This window comes from Amycolatopsis sp. cmx-4-83 (assembly GCF_046548815.1).
Taxonomy (GTDB): Bacteria; Actinomycetota; Actinomycetes; order Mycobacteriales; family Pseudonocardiaceae; genus Amycolatopsis; species Amycolatopsis pretoriensis_A.
This window is the reverse complement of the sequence record NZ_JAEBEF010000011.1, coordinates 119258-139358: the sequence shown is the minus strand read 5'-3', so window position 1 is coordinate 139358 and position 20101 is coordinate 119258. Positions and strand designations below refer to the sequence as shown.

General features: G+C 73.7%; 20 protein-coding genes. 3 read left to right on the top strand and 17 right to left on the bottom strand.

Annotation, left to right across the window (positions count from 1 at the left end; translation table 11 throughout):
* Positions 1–114 precede the first annotated feature (114 nt).
* From thpR to ACLJQM_RS32755, 14 genes are all read right to left on the bottom strand, one after another.
* On the bottom strand, positions 115–618 hold the full coding sequence (thpR, locus tag ACLJQM_RS32820; protein WP_360769986.1) for an RNA 2',3'-cyclic phosphodiesterase: 504 nt from the start codon (positions 616–618) through the stop codon (positions 115–117).
* On the bottom strand, positions 618–1091 hold the full coding sequence (locus ACLJQM_RS32815) for a helix-turn-helix domain-containing protein (RefSeq protein ID WP_086851932.1): 474 nt from the start codon (positions 1089–1091) through the stop codon (positions 618–620). Before ACLJQM_RS32815 ends, thpR begins: the two co-directional genes overlap by 1 nt.
* An 86-nt stretch (positions 1092–1177) precedes the next feature.
* Positions 1178–2161: a bifunctional riboflavin kinase/FAD synthetase gene (locus tag ACLJQM_RS32810; protein ID WP_247021098.1), complete on the bottom strand. Its 984-nt coding sequence runs from the start codon at positions 2159–2161 to the stop codon at positions 1178–1180.
* Between the two features lie 29 nt (positions 2162–2190).
* A complete protein-coding gene (gene truB / locus ACLJQM_RS32805; RefSeq protein WP_360769982.1) occupies positions 2191–3096 on the bottom strand; it encodes a tRNA pseudouridine(55) synthase TruB in 906 nt (301 codons plus the stop codon).
* Positions 3097–3140: 44 nt separating this feature from the next.
* Positions 3141–4466, bottom strand: coding sequence for an MFS transporter (locus tag ACLJQM_RS32800; protein ID WP_247021096.1), 1326 nt, complete (start codon positions 4464–4466; stop codon positions 3141–3143).
* Between the two features lie 555 nt (positions 4467–5021).
* On the bottom strand, positions 5022–6341 hold the full coding sequence (locus ACLJQM_RS32795; protein WP_247025051.1) for an MATE family efflux transporter: 1320 nt from the start codon (positions 6339–6341) through the stop codon (positions 5022–5024).
* Between the two features lie 84 nt (positions 6342–6425).
* Positions 6426–7241 (bottom strand): LLM class F420-dependent oxidoreductase, encoded by an 816-nt coding sequence (locus ACLJQM_RS32790; RefSeq protein WP_410634202.1) that lies wholly within the window; start codon positions 7239–7241, stop codon positions 6426–6428.
* Positions 7238–7903 carry a thymidylate kinase gene (locus tag ACLJQM_RS32785; RefSeq protein WP_410634200.1) on the bottom strand — a complete coding sequence of 222 codons (666 nt, stop codon included), beginning with the start codon at positions 7901–7903 and terminating at the stop codon, positions 7238–7240. The genes ACLJQM_RS32790 and ACLJQM_RS32785 overlap by 4 nt, the downstream gene beginning before the upstream one ends.
* Positions 7900–9027: a hypothetical protein gene (locus ACLJQM_RS32780; RefSeq protein WP_410634198.1), complete on the bottom strand. Its 1128-nt coding sequence runs from the start codon at positions 9025–9027 to the stop codon at positions 7900–7902. Before ACLJQM_RS32780 ends, ACLJQM_RS32785 begins: the two co-directional genes overlap by 4 nt.
* Positions 9024–10214 carry a cytochrome P450 gene (locus tag ACLJQM_RS32775; RefSeq protein WP_410634196.1) on the bottom strand — a complete coding sequence of 397 codons (1191 nt, stop codon included), beginning with the start codon at positions 10212–10214 and terminating at the stop codon, positions 9024–9026. Before ACLJQM_RS32775 ends, ACLJQM_RS32780 begins: the two co-directional genes overlap by 4 nt.
* Complete coding sequence (locus ACLJQM_RS32770) at positions 10211–12823, bottom strand: PEP/pyruvate-binding domain-containing protein (RefSeq protein ID WP_410634194.1); 2613 nt, start codon at positions 12821–12823, stop codon at positions 10211–10213. Before ACLJQM_RS32770 ends, ACLJQM_RS32775 begins: the two co-directional genes overlap by 4 nt.
* A gap of 2 nt (positions 12824–12825) precedes the next feature.
* The gene (locus ACLJQM_RS32765) at positions 12826–13470 is read right to left on the bottom strand and encodes a methyltransferase family protein (protein WP_360769964.1); all 645 of its coding nucleotides are present in this window, start codon (positions 13468–13470) and stop codon (positions 12826–12828) included.
* Positions 13467–14324, bottom strand: a complete 858-nt coding sequence (locus ACLJQM_RS32760; protein WP_360769961.1) for a hypothetical protein — start codon at positions 14322–14324, stop codon at positions 13467–13469. The genes ACLJQM_RS32765 and ACLJQM_RS32760 overlap by 4 nt, the downstream gene beginning before the upstream one ends.
* Positions 14325–14484: 160 nt before the next feature.
* On the bottom strand, positions 14485–15474 hold the full coding sequence (locus tag ACLJQM_RS32755) for a DHH family phosphoesterase (RefSeq protein WP_410634192.1): 990 nt from the start codon (positions 15472–15474) through the stop codon (positions 14485–14487).
* A 25-nt stretch (positions 15475–15499) separates the two neighbouring features.
* Between ACLJQM_RS32755 and ACLJQM_RS32750 the strand changes: the two genes are divergently transcribed.
* The gene (locus ACLJQM_RS32750) at positions 15500–16531 is read left to right on the top strand and encodes a TRM11 family SAM-dependent methyltransferase (protein ID WP_247021081.1); all 1032 of its coding nucleotides are present in this window, start codon (positions 15500–15502) and stop codon (positions 16529–16531) included.
* A 31-nt stretch (positions 16532–16562) separates the two neighbouring features.
* Here ACLJQM_RS32750 and ACLJQM_RS32745 read toward each other — a convergent pair whose 3' ends face one another.
* Together ACLJQM_RS32745 and ACLJQM_RS32740 are read right to left on the bottom strand one after the other, a co-directional pair.
* Positions 16563–17711 carry a flotillin family protein gene (locus ACLJQM_RS32745; protein ID WP_410634191.1) on the bottom strand — a complete coding sequence of 383 codons (1149 nt, stop codon included), beginning with the start codon at positions 17709–17711 and terminating at the stop codon, positions 16563–16565.
* A gap of 16 nt (positions 17712–17727) precedes the next feature.
* Positions 17728–17958, bottom strand: coding sequence for a hypothetical protein (locus tag ACLJQM_RS32740; RefSeq protein ID WP_247021075.1), 231 nt, complete (start codon positions 17956–17958; stop codon positions 17728–17730).
* A gap of 167 nt (positions 17959–18125) precedes the next feature.
* Between ACLJQM_RS32740 and ACLJQM_RS32735 the strand changes: the two genes are divergently transcribed.
* On the top strand, positions 18126–18668 hold the full coding sequence (locus ACLJQM_RS32735; protein ID WP_410634190.1) for a TetR/AcrR family transcriptional regulator: 543 nt from the start codon (positions 18126–18128) through the stop codon (positions 18666–18668).
* The gene (locus ACLJQM_RS32730; protein ID WP_410634189.1) at positions 18665–19288 is read left to right on the top strand and encodes a class I SAM-dependent methyltransferase; all 624 of its coding nucleotides are present in this window, start codon (positions 18665–18667) and stop codon (positions 19286–19288) included. The genes ACLJQM_RS32735 and ACLJQM_RS32730 overlap by 4 nt, the downstream gene beginning before the upstream one ends.
* Here the strand turns inward: ACLJQM_RS32730 and ACLJQM_RS32725 are convergent.
* Positions 19280–20098: an alpha/beta hydrolase gene (locus tag ACLJQM_RS32725; protein ID WP_410634188.1), complete on the bottom strand. Its 819-nt coding sequence runs from the start codon at positions 20096–20098 to the stop codon at positions 19280–19282. The genes ACLJQM_RS32730 and ACLJQM_RS32725 overlap by 9 nt on opposite strands.
* Positions 20099–20101: the final 3 nt, after the last annotated feature.

Below are 20101 nucleotides of genomic sequence, written 5' to 3'. Positions count from 1 at the left end.
ATAATCAGTGCCGTGCGGCCCCGGACGCGGAATGGACGCCGGGAAGACGGTCACGGCCGCCACGGACTGCAGCCGGACCCGGTCGTGAGGTTACCAGCCCGCTGAACAGCGGCTTCAGGCGCCGTCCAGCTCGAAGACGCGCGCCACCCGGTAGCGGGGACCACCCGGCTCGCGCTCGCTGGTGACCAGCGCCACCTCGGCGGCTCGCCAGCTCCGGCTCGTGAAGCCGGCCAGCTTTTCGGTCCAACGCGCGGCGAGCCCAGGTTCTTCCCGGGGGAACCGCGCGAGCGTCAGGTGGGCCGCGTACGGCCTCGCTTCGGCGTCGGCACCCGCGGCGTGCGCGAGCGGCGTCAGCTCCGTTCCCGCGACAGTCAACCACAGCACCCCGGGGAACGTCGCGGCCTTTTCCAGCCGGACGTCGACGCCGGTCCGCCCGGCCAGGCGCCCGGCCAGCCAGGCACCGCGCGCCTCGACGTCGTCCGGCCCGTAGTAGGCCAGCGTGACGTGCCAGCGCTCCGGCGGCTCCCAGCGCAGGCCGGGTTCCGGCTCGCCCACGGCGTCCGCGACCGCGGCGGCGACGTCGTCCGGCGGGAACAGCGCGCTGAACAGGACCGGCATCAGGAGCCGTGGCCCGCCCGGCGGAGCAGGTCGGCGATGGCCGGGAACTCGTCGTCGAGGCGCTTGGCGGCCTCGCCCAGGTCTTCGTCCTCGGCCAGGTCGCGCAGGTACGCGAGGACCTTCGCGTCTTCGTTGACCACCGGGATGTTGTCGCGGCCGACGGTGGGGCGCGAGTCGCGGACGTCCTCCATCGCGGCCAGCATCGCGTCGCGGTTGCCGGCGGCGACCTCGGGCACGAGGATCTTGCGCTCCAGCATGATCATCCTCGCCAGCACGACCGGGTTGCCGATCTTCGCCCGCCGCCCGCTCATCACCTGGCTGAGCATGGGGGCGCTGATCCCGAGGACCTCGGCCAAGAACGCCTGCGAAACGTCGAACGCGACGACGAGCCGGCGCACGCGGTCGCCGAGCGGCTCCCCGTACCACTCGCGCTGCAACGCGATGTTCCGCTGGACGATCTTGTGGTCCTCCACCAGTCCCGCTCTCCCCTAAGCCTTGCCCGCGCACACCGTCCGTGAGCATCTTGCCATCGCCCTCACGTGCGTGAACGCGAAATCCCCTATTCGCCCCCGGTCGGGGCGTCCGGGGGCACCTCGAGTGCCTTTCTCGTCTCGATCACGTCGTCGTCGATCTGCTGGACCAGCCCGGCCGAGTCGGCGAAGCGCACCTGGTCGCGCAGCCGCGTCACGAAGTCGATCGCGACGTGCTGGCCGTAGAAGTCCTCGTCGACGTCGAGGACGAACGCCTCGACGGTCCGCTCGCGCCCGGAGAACGTCGGGTTGGTGCCCACCGAGACCGCGGCGCGCAGCCGGCGCGACGGGTCCGCCGAGCGGGTGAACCAGGCGCTGTACACGCCGTCGGCCGGGACGGCGGCGAAGCGCGGCGTCGACAGGTTCGCCGTCGGGTAGCCGAGCTCGTGGCCGCGGCCGTCGCCGCGCACGACGATGCCCTCCAGGCGGTGCGGACGGCCGAGGGCCTCCGCCGCGGCGAGGACGTCACCCGCGTCGATGCACGAACGGACGTACGTGCTGGAAAAGGTGATCGACGCCTGGTCCTCTTCGGACAGTTCCTTGCCCTGCAGTTCCGCGCCGTAGGCGGCGAAACCGAACCGGCGGCCGAGGGTGCGCAGCATCGCGACGTCGCCGGCGGCCTTGGCGCCGAAGGTGAAGTTGTCGCCGACGATCACCGCGGCCGCGTGCAGGCGGTCGACGAGCACCTCGTGCACGAACTCCTCCGGCGCGAGCCGGGACAGCTCCAAGGTGAACGGCAGCACGCAGAAGACGTCGACGCCGAGGCTCTCTACGATTTCCGCCTTGCGCCGCAACGTGGTCAGCTGCGCCGGGTGGCTACCGGGGCGCAGCACCTCCGACGGGTGCGGGTCGAACGTCAGCATGACGCTCGGCAGCCCCCGTTCGGCCGCCGCGGCCACGGTCCGGCTGATCAGCTCCTGGTGCCCGCGATGCACCCCGTCGAACACGCCGATGGTGACCACGCACCGGCCCCAGCCGCCGGGGAGGTCCCCCAGCCCACGCCACCGCAGCACGTCGCACTCCCGTCTCTGTAAGGCCCACCCTAGGCGGGCAGCAACACCACCACCGCGCGGGACACGCCTTCTTCGTCGGCGGCCAGCGCGAGTACCCGGCCGTCAGGCCCGAAGAGCCCGTAGGTGCCTTCGAGCCCGGCCGCGGGGATGCGCTGCCCGTGCCGGACCGCCTTCGCCGTGGCCGCGTCGAGGTCGCGCCGCGGGAAGGCGGCGGCGACGGCGGCGTCGAGGTCCAGGCTCAGTTCGGGCGCCTCCTCGAGCTGGTCGAGGGTGCGCGCCTTGGCGAGGGTGAAGGGGCCGACCGTGGTGCGCCGCAACGCCTTCAGGTGCCCGCCGCAGCCGAGGTCCGCGCCGAGGTCGCGGGCCAGCGCGCGGACGTAGGTGCCGGACGAGCACTCGACGACGGCGTCGACCTCGACGTGGTCGTCCTCGTGGCGGATGCCCAGGACGTCGAAGCGGTAGACAGTCACCGGGCGGGCCGGGATCACGACGTCCTCGCCGGCGCGGACGCGGGCGTAGGCGCGCTTGCCGTCGATCTTGACGGCGCTGACCGCGCTCGGCACCTGCTGGATGTCGCCGGTCAGCTTCTCGACGCCGCTCGCGATGTCGTCGTCGGTCACGTGGTCCGTCGCGCCCTCGGTGAGGACTTCGCCCTCGGCGTCGTCGGTCGTGGTGCTGCTGCCGAGGCTCAGGGTGGCCAGGTAGGTCTTGCGGTCCAGCGCCAGGTGGCCGAGCAGCTTGGTCGCGCGCTCGATGCCGAGCACCAGCACGCCGGTCGCCATCGGGTCGAGCGTGCCGGCGTGCCCGACCTTGCGCGTGCCCATGATGCGGCGGGCGCGGGCGACGACGTCGTGCGACGTCATCCCGGCGGGCTTGTCGACGATCAGGAGACCGGGCGGCGGGGCGGGGCGGCGGGGCGGTTTGGGGCTCGACACGCGGCAAACCCTAGCTGCCGTCCCTCGGGGAACGATCAGGCCGCTCAGGCGGCGACGATCGGCGTCTCCGGTAGTGCGGCGTCCCAGCGGCGGCGGGTGATCCGCACCGGCAGCTCCTCGCCGCGCGCCTCGGCCAGGAAGAGGTGGGCGCGGGTGCGGCGCCACCAGACGAGCATCCGGGAGGTGCCGAGCGCGAGGATCGCGACGATCGCCAGCAGCGACAGCCGGAAGCTCCCGCCGGTCCACTGCAGCAGCACGCCGACCGCGAGCGCGGCGATCGTCGTCGCCACGAAACCGCCGACGTTGACGACGCCGGTCGCGGTGCCCACGCGGGACAGCGGGTTGTAGTCGCGGGCGAGTGCGAAGCCGATCATCGACGCCGGGCCGCCGAGGGCGAGGAAGGCGAACGCGGGCACCAGCACCGGCACCGGCACGGTGCCGGGCCAGCTCAGCAGCACCGCCCAGAGCAGCGCGGCGCCGCCGATGTACCCGCCGACCAGCGGCATCCGCAGCGACGGGTGCCGCCCGATCACGCCACCGAGCAGCGGGCCGCCGGCCATCGACCCGAAGACGAACACGGTGAGCAGCGCGCTCGCGGCGGCCTTCGTCTGCCCTTGGCCCTGCACCAGCCACGGGACGCCCCACAGCAGGGTCAGCGCGTTCGGGGCGAACATCGTGCTGAAGTGCACCCAGAAACCCAGCCGCGTCCCCGGCGTCCGCCAGGCCTCGGCGACCTGGTGGGCGAGCTGGCGCGGCCGGACCTCTTCGCGGACGGGCGGTGTTTCGCCGTGCGGCACGTCCCGCACGCGCAGCGCCACGACCAGCGTGTAGAGCACGGTGAGGGCGCCGACGGCGAGGAAGGTGGGCGTCCAGCCGGAGACGTCGAGCAGCAGCGACAGCGGAACGGTGGCGGCGAGGTTCCCGATGTAGCCGACGGCGGCGGTGAACGACGTCAGCAGCGCGTATTGGCGGCCCGGGAAGTGGGCGGCGACCAGGCGCAGCACGCTGACGAAGGTGAGCGCGTCGCCGAGGCCGAGCACACCGCGGGCGAGCAGGCCGAGGCCGTAGGTGTGCGCGATGCCGAGCAGGAGCTGCCCGGTACCGAGGATCAGCACGGCGACGATGAGAACGCGGCGGGGACCGTAGCGGTCGACCAGCACACCGGTCGGGATCTGCATGGCGGCGTAGACGCCGACCTGGAGGACGGTGAAGGTGCCGAGCGCGGCGGCCCCGACCCCGAACCGTTCGGCCGCCTGCAGCCCGGCGACACCGAAGGAGGTGCGGTGGAAGACCGCGAGGAGGTAGACGGTGACGGCGGCGAGCCAGACGAGCCAGGACCGGGCAGTGGCGCGGCCGGTGGCGGGCGGCACAAGGACCTCCAGGGGTTCAGCGGTGTTCGGGGCGCGGGACGCCCGCGCTGCCGTCCCTACTACTTGTATCGCCTAAGCAACGGCGAAACATAGCCGTTATCCGGGTGGTTTTCGCCACAGGGTCGGGGGCGTCACACGTGGTCAGGGGGTGTTTGGGCGGGGCCGCTCGGACGGGTGAACGGGCGGGGTCGGCCGGGCGGCGGCGGGTGGGTGCGCGACTAGGGAGCGCCGAGCGACCCGGACGAGTGCCGCGCGGCTGGGGCTGCCGCGCGATCCGAGTGGGCAGCCGGCCGCCGAGCGGCTTGGGGTGCCGGGCGACCCAGGTGGGCGGCCGGCGGGGCTCGGGACCCCAGTGCGCCCGGAGCCCGCTGCCGGCGGGTGACGGGTGGGGGCCGCACGGCTGGGGGATCGCCGAGCGACCCGGGCGGCCAACTGCTGCGGGGCTCGGGGCCACCACGCGACACCCGGGCGGGTGCCGAACGCCCCGGACGGCGGGGCGGTCGCCGTGAGGCTCGGGAACCCAACGCGGCCGCGGCCGGCCGCGCGAGCCGCGACTCAAGCCGGGCGGATCGCTCCCGTCACCGCCCAGTTGCCCGAGCGCCACCTCGCCACCACGAACGCCAAGCGGATCACCATGAACAACGACAGCCCCGTCCAGATCCCCGTCAGACCCCAGCCGAAGCCCAGCGACGCCCAGATCAGCGGCAAGAATCCCAGCGCCGCGCTACCCAGCGTCGCGTTGCGCAAGAACGCCGCATCCCCCGCTCCCAGCAGCACCCCGTCCAGAGCGAACACCACCCCGGCGATCGGCTGCAGCGCCACGAAGAACCACCACGCGTGCGGGATCTCCGCCAGCACGCCCGGATCCGACGTGAACGCGTGCGGCAGCACCCACGACAGCGCCGCGAACAGCACGCACAAGAAGCACCCCAGCAGCAGGCCGTACGCCGTGATCTGGTTGGCCACCCCTCGCGCCTGGCGGGCCGAGTTCGCGCCCAACGCCGCGCCCACCAGCGATTGCGCCGCGATCGCCACCGAGTCCAGGACCAGCGCCAGGAACGTCCACAGCTGCAGCACCACCTGGTGCGCGCCCACCGCCTCCGTCGACGTACGGGCCGCGACCGCCGCCGCCGAGACGAAGCACGCCTGAAACGCCAGGCTGCGCAGGACCAGGTCGCGGCCCAGGCCGAGCTGGGCGCGCATCACCTTGAAGTCCGGCCGCAACGCCACCTTCTCGCGGACCAGCGCCGCGAAGAACAGCGCCGCCGAGATCACCTGCGCGACGACGTTCGCGATCGCCGAGCCCTCCAGGCCCAGCCCCGCCCAGTACACGAGCACCGGGCACAGCACGGCCGAAATCCCGTTGCCCGCCAGCACGTACCGCAGCGGCCTCGCGGCGTCCTGGACCCCGCGCATCCAGCCGTTGCCCGCCATCGTGACCAGGATCAAGGGCGCGCCGAACAGCGCGATGCGCAGCCACGACACGGCCGCGGACGCGATCTCGTCGCTTCCCGACAGCACCCGGGCGATCGGCCACGCCAGCAGTTGCCCGACGGCCAGCACGAAGAACCCGACGAACAGCGCCAGCCACGTCGCCTGCACGCCTTCGCGGACCGCGTCGGCCCGGCGGCCGGCGCCGTGCAGGCGGGCCGTGCGGGACGTCGTGCCGTAGGACAGGAACGTCAGCTGGCTCGACACCTGCGCCAGCACCACCCCGCCCAGCGCGAGCCCGGCCAGCGAGAGCGCGTCGAGGTGGCCGACCACGGCGGTGTCGACCAGCACGTACAGCGGCTCGGCGGCCAGCACCCCCAGCGCGGGCACGGCCAAGCCCAGCACGCGCTTCGCCGGCACCCGCTCGGTCTCCTCCACGTTCACCACGAACCGGACTCTAACCGCCCCCACCGACAGTTCTGACCGGCGGGAACCGGGGAACTTTCCGGGCCTGCCATCCGACGCCGATCACGCCACCAGCGGCGCCAAGCGGTCCAGGTGCGGGAGCACGACGTCGGCGCCCGCGTCCGGTACCAGGAGCAGCACGCGCTCCAGGCCCAGCTCGGCGTAGCGGGCCAGCATCGCCGGGTCGGCCGACGCGTTGAACAAGGTCACCGGCACCGGCGCCCGCTCCCGCAACCGGCCGAGGCGGGCGGCGAAGGCATCGATCGTGTCCGCGGTCACGTTCTGGGCCAGCCAGCCGTCGCCCCAGGCCAGGATTCGGTCCTCCACGCCCGGGCCCATGCCGCCGACCAGCACCGGCGGGACGCGGCGGGGTTTCGGCCACGACCACAGCGGGTCGAAGTCGACGAACTCGCCGTGGAACTCGGCCTCGTCCTCGGTCCAGATCGCCCGCATCGCGCGGACGCGTTCGCCGAGCAGCCGCATCCGGGTCCGCGGGTCCGTGCCGTGGTGGGCCATCTCCTCGCGGTTCCAGCCCGCGCCCACGCCGAAGAGGAACCGGCCGCCGCTGAGCAGGTCGAGGGTGGCGACCTGCTTGGCCGTGACGATGGGATCCCGTTGCACCACCAGGCAGACGCCGCTGCCGACGCGCAGCGTGGCCGTCACCGCCGCGGCCGCCGTGAGCGCCCCGAACAGGTCGAGCGAGCGCAGGTACATCCGCGGCAGCTCGCCACCGGGTGGGTACGGCGTCCGGCGCGACACCGGGATGTGCGTGTGGTCGCAGAAGAACAGCGACTCGAAGCCGCGTTCCTCCGCCGCGACGGCGAGCGCGCCCGGCGCGATCCCGTAGTCGGTCGGGAACGCGCACAGCCCGATCTTCACGCGCTCTCCCTCGCTTCCCCATCGGCCAAGGCGAGGACCCGGGGCACGAGCCGCGCCGCGAGCCGGTCCGCCGGGGTCCGGGCGTCGAGGACCAGCCAGCCGTCCCGGGCCGCCCAGCGGTCCAGCGTGCCCGTGATCGACCGCTGGTGGGCCAGGAAGCTCTCCCGTGAGCAGGACAGGTCCATCCCGCACTCGAACGGCACCGGCTTGCCGTCCTTGCGCGCCCACGCGTCTTCGGGCGCGATCCGGAGGAAGACCGTGACGTCCGCGACGGGCAGTCCCGCGCCGACCGCTTCCACCCAGGAAACGTCGGCGCCGTACGCGACTTCGCTCGCCGCGTGCTTCTGCCAGTGGCCGTCGAGCAGCAGGATCTCCCCCGGCTCGCCCGGCCGGTCGGCGAGGGCCAGCGCCGAAGCCCACAGCAGGAACAGCAGCCGGGGCCCGGCCGGCATCAGCGCCGCGCACCGGCGGGCCACCGCGACGTCGCCGGTCAGGCAGCTCGCGTGGGGGTAGCGGCCGGCGTCGGCGATGTCCCAGCGGTCGACGCGGGCCGCCGCGTGGCCGGCGGCGGTGAGCCGCTCGGCCAGCAGCGCCGTCAGCGTCGACTTGCCCGCCCCGTCGGCGCCGACGACCGCGACGACGGGTCCACTCCGGACGGTCACGGGCGCGCGACCGGCGCGACCTGCGGGTGCACCGTGTACCCGGGCTGGACGCGGATCAGCGCGGCCACCGCCGGATCCGCGGGCAGCCGCGGGTTGCGCGCTTCGGCGCCGGGCCGGTCGGGACCGTCCAGCGCGCCGATCGCGAGCAGGCCGCGCAGCGCCGGGGACAGCTCGCCGCCGTCGAGGCCGAACCGGTCGGCGTCGCGCCAGGCCGCCACGACCGATTCGTCCACGGCGTAGGCCTCTTCGGCGCTCATCAGCGCGATGCCGTCGGAAAACCGCACCGGCGCGAAGTAGGGGCTGCGCCGCGACGTCTCCGCGGCCGCCGGCGGCGGCAGTTCCGCGAGAGGCTTGTCCCAGCCCTCGGTCACGCACCAGGACAGCAGCAGGTTGCCGACCCGGAGCCGGTGCGCCGCAACGGTTTCGACGTCGTCGAGCCCGGCGTCGAAGACCTGGTTGAGCAGCCGCCACAGCTCCCCCGCCCACGGCGCGGTCACCTCGGTCCGGCGCAGCCTGCGGAAGAGGAACTTGGGGCCGACGTAGAGGTCGTCGGCCGCCGCCAGCAGCGCCTCCGCCGCGTTCTCCAGCGCGATCGCGGACGCCGTCGCCGCGGTGTAGCGGTCGCCGCTGAGCAACGCGCCCCAGACGTCCTCGGCGAAGGCCGCGAAGATGTTGGCGTGCCGGGCGACGAGGATCCGCCGCACGACGTCCCGGCGCAGCGGCGCGAGCGCGTCCTGCCAGGCCGGGGCCACCTTGACCCGGTGCCCGGTGGTCAGCCGGACCAGCGCGTTCAGCACCTTGAACTCGAGCAGGAACTGCTCCCGGTCGGCGCCGGTGGCGGTGAACCGGCTGCCGAGCCCGGCCAGCCGGCGCACCAGCGCACCGTCCAGTTTGGTCACGTGCACCACGACGCCGTCGTGCTCGTAGCCGTGGTCCTGGCCGGGCAGGTGGTCGCCGACGGCGTAGACGTCCACATCGGACGTCCCGTGGCCGAGACCGACGGCGAGGCTCCCGGCCAGGTAGGCCAGTTCGATCTCGCCGCCGAGGCGGTGCTCGACCACGTGCCGGACCGCCGCGATCTGCCGGTCGGTGAAGTACACGTCGGGGACGGCGGGCTCGCTCATCGCGCGTCACCCGCCCAGCGCACCGGAAGCTCCCACACACCGCTCACCTGCATCTCCCTCCGCCAGCGCAGCGCCCCTTCGGGCACCGCGAGTTCGAGTCCGGGCAGTTCGCGCAGCAGGACCGCCAAGCCGATCTGCAGCTCGGCCCGCGCCAGTTCGGCGCCGAGGCACCGGTGCCGTCCGGCGCCGAAGGCCACGTGCGGGTTGGGCTCCCTGGTCAGGTCCAGCCGGTCCGGGTCGGCGAAGACCTCGGCGTCGCGGTTCGCCGCGTCGGTCAGCGGCACCACGACCTCGCCGCGGCGCACCAGCCGGTCGGTCAGCCGCACGTCCTCGGTGGCCACGTGCGGGGTCCCGCCGCCGGTGGTGAACGACGTCCAGCGCAGCATCTCCTCGATCGCCCGGTCGAGCGCCGCCGGTTCGCCCACCAGGGATTCCCAGCGGGCGCGTTCGGTGAGCAGCAGGTAGACGCAGGACGCGAGCTGGTTGCTCGTCGACTCGTAGCCCGCGACGAGCAGGCCGGCGCTCATCACGATCGCTTCCTCGCGCGAGAGCTCCCCCGCCCGGCCGGGCACCGGGGCGAGGTCGGCGATGATGCCGTCGCGGGTGTCCCCCGCCCAGATTTCGTCGACCAGCGCGGTGAAGTACTCGTGCATCGCGCGGTGCCCCTCGGCGACCTCTTCGGGCGAGGCGTGGCCGCGCGACATCATCGCGTTCACCCACGGCCGGAACCGGCCCCGGTCCGCAGCCGGCACCCCGAGCAGGTCGCTGATCACCGCGAGGGTGAACGGCACCGCGAACTCCTCGACGAGTTCCGCTTCGGTGCCCCGCGCCCGCAGCCCGGCGACCAGCTCGGCCGCCAGCGCGGCCAGTCCCGGGCGCGCGGCCTCGGCCTGCCGCGCCGTGAAGCCGGCCGCGACCGTGCGGCGCCGCCGGGTGTGCACCGGCGGATCGGTCAGCAGCAACGCGAGCGACCCGGCCTCCCGGTCGAACAGGGCCCCGTGGGCCTCGCGGCTGAACCGCGGGTCGCCGAGCACGGTCCGCACGTCGGCGTGCCGCGTGACGAGCACGGCGTGCCTGCCGCCCGCCAGCGTCACCGGGCACAGCGCGCCGGCACCGAGGATTTCCCCGTACTCCACCGGCGGTTCGAGCCCGGGACCTTCGGTGAACGGGAATTCGGGCGCGCTCACGCCGCCTCCTCCTCGGTGTGCAGCAGCCGGACCGTGCCGGCCGCGCCGTCCAGTTCGATCCACCCGCCGTCGGCGATGGCGGTGGTGGCACCGGGTACCGCCACCACGGTCGGGATCCCCAGCAGCCGCCCGGTGATCGCGGTGTGCGACAGCAGGCTGCCGCGTTCGACGACGATGCCCTTCGCCGCGGTCATCAGGTACAGCCAGCCGGGATCGGTCTCGCGGGCGACGAGGATGCGGTCCCGGCAGTCCTCGACCGGGGCGGTCGGGTCGAGCACGACCGCCGCCCGGGCCCGGACGACGCCGCGGCTGGAGGCCAGTCCCCGCAGGACGTCACCCGGCGGCGGGCCGCTGCGGGCGGCGTCGCGCCCGGGTCCGTCCGGCGAGAGGTAGCCCGGCGGCGCGGGTTTCCCTTGCCACGCTTCGAGTTCCGCCCGGCGCCGGGCGGCCAGGTCGGCGAGCCCGGCCGTGCCTCCGGTGCCGTCGACGGCACCGAGGACCTCTTCGACCCGCAGGTGCACGACGTCGCCGGCGTCGGCGAGCCGGCCGTCGGCGGCCAGGACGTCACCCAGCCGGTAGAGGATGTCCCGGCTGAGGCCGTAGAGCTGGCTGCGGCACAACCGGGTGTCCTCCCGCGCCTTGACGAACCGCCGCAGCACCCGGACGCAGAGCCCGAGCGCGATCCGGCGCACCGGGCTCGAGCAGGCCCGGCGCAGCCGCCGGACGCCGTCACGGCGGGCGTTCCGTTCCGCGGCGCGGTTGCCCTCGGCGGTCTCGCCGCTGGCCACCAGCGGCCGCAGCACGCCGATCAGCCGCCACGGGTCCTGGCGCGGCGTGCGGACCTCGAGCTTCAGGTCGTGCACGGTCCGGTCGCCGTACCGGCGCAGGTGCTCGGCGAACGCCTCGGCGACGTCGTCCCCGAAGCGGCCGGCGACAATCCCGTCGTGCACCTCCCGGTCGGTCCCGGCGGCCAGCGCCGCCGTCAGCCGCGGGTCGTGCCGGAACCGCGTGGCCAGCCGCAGCGCCGAGCGCAGGGCCAGCAGCGAGCGGTTCTCCGGGCCGCCGGGCAGCAGCCCCACGAGCAGCGCCGGGTCGCCGGTGGTCCAGCGGGACAGCAGCCGCTGCGTCAGCGTCAGGCAGCCGAGCAGGAAGTAGCCGTTGAGCAGGGTGACCGGCCACTGCCCGGCGAACTCCGCCCAGATCCGGCGGTAGCGGCGGACCAGTTCCGCCGGCGGGAGGCCGTCGAGCGGCCCGGTGGTCGCGGCGAGGTCGTCCCACCACGTCAGGAACCGGCGCACGGCGAGCGGGTGCCCGAGCAGGCTCGCGACCGCGCGGGGCAGCGCACGCACCGTCCGCAGCCGGCCGTCGCGCGGCAGCGGCGGCGCCTCGTCGAGCTCGTCGCCGGAGAGACCCAGCGTCCGCTGCCAGGTCGGGCGCAGCAGCCCCCAGCCGGGCATCATCGCGTGCAGCCGGTACCAGGCGTCGAGCTGGTAGTAGACGCGCCCGTCGAGCAGCCCGATCATCCGCGCGAGGTCGCCGGCGTGCCGGTGCCGCAGCCGGGCGGGCACGCCGATCCGGCGGTAGAACCCGCGAAAGCAGACTTCGTAGAACTCCTGGGCCTGCGAGTAGGTGAGCGCGCAGGTGACGCCCGGGAAGCTCTCGGTCAGGTTGTGGTTGGTCCAGATGATGTCGGACGCCGGTCCGGGGTCCGGCTCCGGCTCGGTGAAGACGATCGGGCGGGCCTGGACCAGTTCGATCGTCCCGTCCGCCGTCAACGCGCCCTCGATGTCCTGCGGGGCACCGAAGTGCTCGGCCACCCGCTCGGCGAGCACGCCGATCTCGCGCACCTCGGCGTCGGTCAGCACCGGCGCCGCGACGAGCCCGACCGGGACGCCGGCCAGCAGCGGCGCGCCCGAGCGAGCGGGATCGGGCACGACCATGCGGTGCTTCGGGACGACCGTGCGCGACACGTGGCCGGCCGCGGGGTCGTGCACGAAGTGGTCGACGTCGGCGAGTTCCTGGACGACGCCTTCGCCCAGCCCGTACGCGGCCGCGATCAGGTGCTGCGCGGCCCCGGTGCGCGGATCCCGGCTGAACGCGACGAACGAGCGTTCCGCCCGCACCATGCGCTGCACGCCGACCGCGACCCGCGCCGCGCCCGGGTCCGCACCGCGCAGCCGCCGGTAGGCCACCGCCCGGTCGGTGAACGCGGACGCCCAGCACTCGGCGACCCGGGCGAGCAGCGCCGCGCGGCCGACGTTGAGGAAGCTGTCGCTCATCCCGGCGAACGGGTCGGCCGCGCTGTCTTCCCCGTCGCCGACGACGCAGGCGCGCACGGCGACCACGCCGTCCGGGCCGGCGAGCCGGTCGAACGCCGCCAGCAGCGTCCCGGCCAGCGGCTCCGGTACGCCGTGGCCGAGCAGCGCCCGCCGCCGGGCGACGGGCTCGCCGCCCGGCACCCGGGCGAGGGCGGCGTCGAACGCCTCCACCGGGACGCAGAAGAACTCGGGGACTGCGAACCCCGCGGCGCGGAGCTCGGCCTGGCGGGCGAACTTGTTCCCGACGACGCCGGGGTCGGTCAGCCGCGGGCCGTCGTGGAGGAGGTCCACGGTCACCACACCCCCGGGACCAGCCGGGCGCGGCCGGCGGCGAACGCGGGGTACCCCGGGACGTCGAAGAGCATCCGCTCCTCGACGCGGATCCGCCACACCAGCGCCCCGGCGAGCACCACGAGCGCGACGGCGCCGGGCACGGTGAACAGGTAGGCGGTGTACCCGGCGCTGGCCGCCAGCATCCCGGTGTAGGCCGGGTGGCGGACCGCGCGGTACGGCCCGGTGGTGACGACTTCGTGGCCGTCGTGGCGCAGCACGCGGTGGGTGTAGAACCGGCCGAGCTCGCCGATCGCCCGCAGCCGCAACGCGATCCCGCCCAGGAACAGCGCGGCGGGCGCCAGCGCCCACCACAGCGGGCCCCCGGCCCACGGCAGCGGGCCGAGCGCGCCGGCGACGACGACCACCGTGCGCGCGAAACCGTAGGGCAGCACGGTCGGGTCGGGCGGCGAAGTGCCGTTGGGGGTGAAGGTGATCCGGGATTCCGCGACGATCCAGACCAGGTGGACCAGCACGAACCCGGCGGCCACCGCGGACCGCGGGTCGGCGGCCGAGAGCAGGCGCAGCACGAGGCCCGCGCCGAGGCCGCCGACGATGACGAAGTACAGGAGCCGGGGAACCTGGTTCACCCGCACGAGGCCGATCACGCGGCGGCCTCCCCGGCCAGGCGGCCGCGGGCGGCGCGGAACCGCTCGTACGCGGCGGCGCTGACGGTGACGGCGACGTAGTCGAACCGGCCGGCGACCACGCCGTCGGCGTCCAGCAGGTCGAACGAGACGTCGAGCTTGCTGCGCTTCACCGGCTCGCGGACCCAGCGGAACGAATACGCCGGGCTCGGCGGGGACGCCGGCAGGTCGGCGTGGAAAGCCGTCCACAGCACCGTGGTGCCGTAGGACCAGCCCGCCGCCCAGTGCTCCAGCACGGTGAAGAACTGCCGGCTCGACTCGATCAGGCTGCGCGCCGAGAAAGCGGGACCACCGTGGTCGAGGTAGTGCCCCGGCCGGGGCGGCACGGCGGGCGCGGTGACCTCGTCCCCGGCGTCGGCCGGGACGCCGAGCACGATGTTGTCCTCGTCGACGCGGTGGACGAGGTCCTGGGGGCACAGCGAGTCCCGCGTGTCCCCCGGTTGCGGGGCGGTGGCCGGGCGGCCGAGGCCCGCGACCCGGCGCAGGGTGCCGGCGCAGATGTCCGCGTCGGCCTGCTGGGCCAGCAGCGACCACTGGCCGGGCACACCCGGTGCCGGGGCCAGGCCGAGTTCGACCGGGCCGGACAGCGTCCCCATCGCCGGGAAGCGCAGGTCGAGCAGCAGCCGCTCGGCCCCGCCCGCCGGCCCGGTCACCGATTCCGCCAGGTCGAGCAGGCCGCAGATGGTCAGCGAGCCGGGCACGTGGTCCAGCGGGTGGTCGAAGAAGAAGGGGTGTTCCCGCGGCACGGTCAGTCCCGCGGTCCACCCTGGACCCGTTTTCCGCACCGGCCCGGTCAGCGGCTTCGCTTCGCTCATGCGCGCCTCCTTCGTTCCCAGCCGGACACGACCGGCTGGGAACGAAGCATCGCGCGTGATCGCGGCGGGGTTTGCTCCCCGATTGCGGCGAGCGGTGCACGAAGTGCTGAACTCCTGAACGGACGATGCGTTCCGCACGAACCGCCGCAGCCGGGTTTGGCTAGAGCAGCGGCGCCCGGTCCAATGCGGCGCGCAGTCCCGCGAGGACCTCCTCGGCGGTACCCGGGATCGTGCAGCCCGCGGCCTGGCGGTGCCCGCCGCCGCCGAACTCCGCGGCGACCGCCGAGACGTCGATCCCGATGGAGCGCAACGAGATCTGCCACTGCGCCGGGTTGGTAGGGTCCTGTTTGAGCACGGCGGCGACGGCGGCTTCGCGTACCGAGCGGATGACGTCGATGACCGACTCGACCTCTTCCCCTCGCACGGTGGCGGCCGCGTCGAGCCGCACCACCGCGTGCACGAAACCCTTGCCCTGAGCGGCTTCCGGTTCGAGCCGGGCCTCGTTCAGCACGGACGACAGCATCGGCAGCCACGCGAACGGGCGCTCGTCGACGATCCGCCGCACGACCGCTTCGGCGTCGACGCCCGCTTCCAGCAGCCGCGCCGCCATCCGGTGCGTCTCCGGGCTCGCCCGGCGGAACCCGCTGGTGTCGGTGACGATCCCGGCGTAGATCCCGCGCGCGATCGGCTCGTCCAGCGCGGCGCCCAGTGCGTCCAGGATGCGGAACACCAGGATCGCGCTGGCCTCGGCCGACTCGTCGACGACGTGGCAGGTGCCGTAGTAGGTGTTCGTGGCGTGGTGGTCGACCACCAGCACGGCACCGGCGGCTTCGACGCGCCCGGCGAGCCGGCCCAGCCGCTTCGGCGCCGGCGTGTCGACGCAGATCAGCAGCGGTTCGGAGGCGGGGAGGTCGTCCGGGTGGGTCAGCAGGCCGTCTTCGTCGAGCCACCGCAGCGTCTCGGGCGCCTCGTCGGGCTCGCCGAAGGAGACGCGCACCTTGACGCCCCGCTGCACGAGGGCCCGGCCGAGGGCGAGCGCGCTGCCCAGCGCGTCCGCGTCGGGGCGGACGTGGCCGAGGATCGTCACGTCGGTGGCCGCGGCGAGCAGCGCCACCGCGTCCCGGATGTCCTGCGCCGAAGTAGGGGTCACGGTGCGTCACGCTACGCTCTGCGGGATGCCTGAGTACGCGATGCTGGTCTACCCGTCGGCCAACCGGGTCTACGCCGCCTCCTCCACCGCCCTGTTGCGCGCCGAGCTGGCGGTCTTCGGCGCGGCCTTGGCCGCCGAACTGTCCGCGATCGACGAGGTCGAACTCGGCGGCGTGGGGTACGTGCGCTTCACGAGTTCGTCCCCGCTGGCCGGGCGCGACCTCGCGCTGCTGTCCAACCTGTCCTCGTTGTACGCGCTGTTCGAGCTGGGCGACGGGGTCCTGCGCCCGGTCACCGTGACACCGCTGGCGAAGGCGGACTCGGACCTGCTGACGATCCAGAAGTACGCGGGCAAGACCAACGAGCTGTTCACGAAGCTGCTGGTGAACGTGACGCTGATGGCGACGGCCGACCCGTTCTCCGCGAAGGCGAAGTACCTGCTGGACCCGCTGTGCGGCCGCGGCACGACGCTGAACCAGGCGATGATGTACGGCCTGCACGCCACCGGCCTGGACGTCGACGGCAAGGACTTCGAGGCGTACGAGGCGTTCATCAAGACGTGGCTGCGGAACAAGCGCGTGAAGCACACCGCGGAGTCGGGCCAGCTGCGCCGGAACAAGGTCCGCCTCGGCCGGCGGCTCGACATCGAGTACGCGCTGTCCAAGGAGGAGTACAAGGCCGGCGACACCCGGCGGCTCGTGTACCTGAACGCGGACACGCTGACCACCGACGAGGCGCTGCGGGCGAACTCGTTCGACGTGATCGTGACCGACGCGCCGTACGGCGTGCAGCACGGGAGCCACCGCGAGGCGGGCCTGCAGCGAAGCCCGCGCGACCTCCTGGCGGCCGCGGTCCCGGTGTGGACCCGGGTGCTGCGCCCGGGCGGCGCGCTGGGGATCTCGTGGAACACCACGGTGCTGCCGCGCGAAGAGCTGGTCGAGGTGCTGCGGAAGGCCGGCCTCGACGTCCGGGAGGGCGGCCCGTGGGAGGAGTTCGCCCACCGGGTCGACCAGGCCATCCTGCGCGACCTGGTCGTCGCGGTGAAACCCGCCTCCTGAGCCGAAAAGCTTCCTGAGTCGACAAAGCGCCTCAGGACTGCGTGAGCTCGGCCGGCTTCGGTACCTGACCGTTCTCCTCGGGAGCCGCCGGCGTCGACGGTGACGTGCTCAGGCCGCGCTTCACCGAGTCCAAGATGGACAGTCCCTGGCCGACGAGTCCCGCGGCCATCTCGCCCAGGCCGTCCGCGCCGTTGAGGATGTTGACGTTCGCGCCGGACAGCCCGCGGCCCGCTTCCTTGACGATCTGCGGCAGCTGGTCGATGAGCATCCGGTCGAGCGCCACGCGGTTGTTCGACGCCGCCGCCTCCGCTTGTACGCGCATCTTCTCCGCCTCGGCCAGCGCCAGGATGCGGATCCGCTCGGCTTCGGCGCCGGCGGGCTTGATGACCTCGGCCACCAGCTGCTGCTGACGCAGCTCCGCCTCGCGCTGGGCCAGCTCGGTGCGCGCGTCGATGACCTCCTGCTGCGCCCGCGCCTGCGCGAGCGGGCCGGCCTGCGCCGCCTCCGCTTGCGCCTTGTCCACCTCGGCGCGGTACTGCGCCTGCACGATCGACGTCTGCCGCGCGTACTCCGCCTGCGTCCGCTGGGACTTCTGCTCCGCCTCCGCCGCGGTCTGGTTCGCCACCGCCTGCGCGATCTGGGCGTCCCGCTGGATGGCGGCGTTGTGCGGGGCGGCCATCGCGGCGATGTAGCCGAGCTTCATGTCGTCGATCGACTGGATCTGCAGCGCGTCGACGCTGAGCCCGATCTTCGCCATCTCGACCGCCGAGCCGTCCAGCACCTCGGTCGCGAGCTTCTGCCGCTCGGTGATGATCTCCTCGACCGTCATCGACCCGATGATGGACCGCAGGTGCCCGGCGAAGATCCGGCCGGTCAGCACGGACATCTGGTCCTGGTCGGAGAGGAAGCGCTGCCCGGCGTTGACGATGCTCTCGGTGTCGTTGCCGACCTTGAACGCGATCACCGCCCGGACCGTCAGCGCGATGGCCTGTTTCGTGACGCACACTTCGGTCACTTCGGCCTCGCACATGGAAAGCGTGAGGAACCGGACTTTCCGGAAGACCGGCATGACGAACGCGCCGTGGCCGGTGACGACCCGGAACGGCGAGGTGCCCTGGCTGTGCTTGCCCCCGGAGATGAGCATCGCCTCGTTGGGGGCCGGAACGCGATAACCGAACACGGCTGTCCTTCCGCGATCACTGAGAAGCAGGATCCGAGGCGTCCCACGCCACGACGTCGACCGTGCGCCGTCCCCGGGTCTCCACGACCAGGACGGTCGTGCCCTTCGGCAGCTCCGTGTCGGACCAGGCAAGGAAGGTTTCCAGGCCGCCCCTGATCCTGATCAGCACCTCCCCCGGGCCCCGCTGCCCGCGGGTGCCGACGAGGAGGACTCCGGTCCGGCCCGCCGGGGAGAGGTCGGAGTGCATGGCGCCGACCTCCCTCGCTGACCGCCTCGGTGCGGGTTGCGCCCCCGCTGAATCCCATTGTGCTCCTGGCCGCCACCGGCGGTGGGCACTGTGAGGTTCCGATCAGGAGGCAACCGGGCAGCCCGCTCGGGCGTGTACTGACGTCCGGCTTGGCTATACTCCGGAGCGTGACCGTCGGCGAGCGTCCCCTGCGCGCGGACGCGCGGCGCAACCGGGAGGCCCTGGTCGCCGCCGCGCGGGAAATCTTCGGGGCCAAGGGCGTCGACGCCCCGCTCGACGAAGTCGCGAGGCGGGCCGAGGTCGCCATCGGCACCCTCTACAACCGGTTCCCCACCCGGGCCGACCTCGTCGAGGCCGCCTTCCTCCCGACGCTCGAAGAAGCCGAAGCCATCACCGAAGAAGCGCTCCGGTGCGCCGATCCCTGGGACGGCTTCGTGCTCCTGCTCGAACGCTGCGTGCTCATGCAGGTCGCCGACCGCGGGTTCACCGAAGTGTGCTCGCGGGCGTTCGACCCGGCCTCGGGGATCGAGAAAGCCAAGCACGCCAACGCTTCCCGGATGAACCGGATCATCGAACGGGCGCAGGAGGCCGGGGCGCTGCGCGCGGACTTCCGCGGGCCCGACCTCGCCATCGTCTTCGCCGCGGCGACCGCCACCCCGGATTGGCGGCGGGCGCTCGGCATGGTCCTCGACGGGCTGCGCGCGCGGTGAACTGGCTCGCGGACACCCGCACCTCCTACGACACCGTCGCCGAGAGCTACGCCGAGTTCGTGGCCGGCGCCCTCGAAGAGCAGCCGTACCTCAAGGCCGCCCTGACGCTGTTCGCCGCGGAGGTCGACGGGCCGGCGGTGGACGTAGGCTGCGGGCCGGGGCACTTCACGGCGTACCTGGCCTCGCTCGGCGTCGACGCGTCCGGCGTCGACCTCTCCCCGGCGATGGTCGGGCTGGCCCGGCGGGCGCACCCGGAGCTGGCGTTCGAAGTGGGCTCGATGACGGACCTGGCGCTGCCCGACGCGTCGGTGGCGGGCGTGCTCGCGTCCTGGTCGCTGATCCACGTCCCGGACGACGACGTCCCGGTGGCGCTGGAGCACTTCCGGCGCGTGCTGCGCCCGGGCGGGCTGCTGGTGATCGGGTACCACGTCGGCGCCGGGACCCGGCTGAAGACCGAGGGCTACGGCGGGCACCCGATGCGCGTCCACATCCACCTCCGGCAGCCGTGGTGGCTGGCGAGGCGGGTGCGCGCGGCCGGGTTCTCGGTCGAGGCCGAGTGGTCGCTGAACCCGGAAAACAAGGTGTCGCAAGCGATCCTGTTCGCCCGGGCGTCAGCGTAGCCGCTGTCCCACGAAATCCAGGACATCCGGCAGGATCCCGCGCCAGTACTCGTCCTTGTGCCCGCCCGGCGAGAACTTCGACACCGCGGGCGAAACGGCTTTCACCAGCTTCTTGTCCGCGCCCAGGAACGGATCCGACTCGCCGCACCAGACGCCGAGCGCGGGCGCGCGGAGATCCGCCGTGTGCAGCAAGGGTTCTTCCGCGCGCCAGTTGTCCTCACCGGAGAACACCTTGCGACTGCGGGCATCGGGCCAGTCCACGAACAGGGCCGCGCTCGCCGTCGCCACCGCCTTCAGATCGGGGTGGCCGCGGGCGAACCGCAGCGCGCCGAAGCCGCCCATCGAGATGCCGAACACCGCCGAGGCCGGGAGCAGGTCGCGGCCCGTCAGCCAGGCCGGGACCTCCTCGGTGAGCATCCGCTGCGGATCGTCGCCTTCGCCGACGTCGACCCAGTAGTGGTCACCGTCGACCGCCGCGATCGCGAACGGCGGGGTGCCGGCGCGGACCGCCGCCGTCAGCAGGTCCGGGACACCGAGGGAGAGGAACGTGCGGGCTTGCGCGCCGCGGCCGTGCAGGGCCAGGCACACCGGCAGCCCCGACGCCGGGACCCCGGCCGGGGTGATCAGCACCAGGTCGACGTCCGTGCCGCGGGCGTTCGACCGCATGCGCTGCACCGTCACCGGGTCGCGCAGCACGGACGGGCGGGTCGGGACGGGCACCGCGGCCGGACCGGGCGGGGGTGCGGACGGCGAGCAGCCCGCCAGCAGCGCGACTGCGCTGCCGGCGAGCAGGGTGCGGCGGGAAAGCACGGG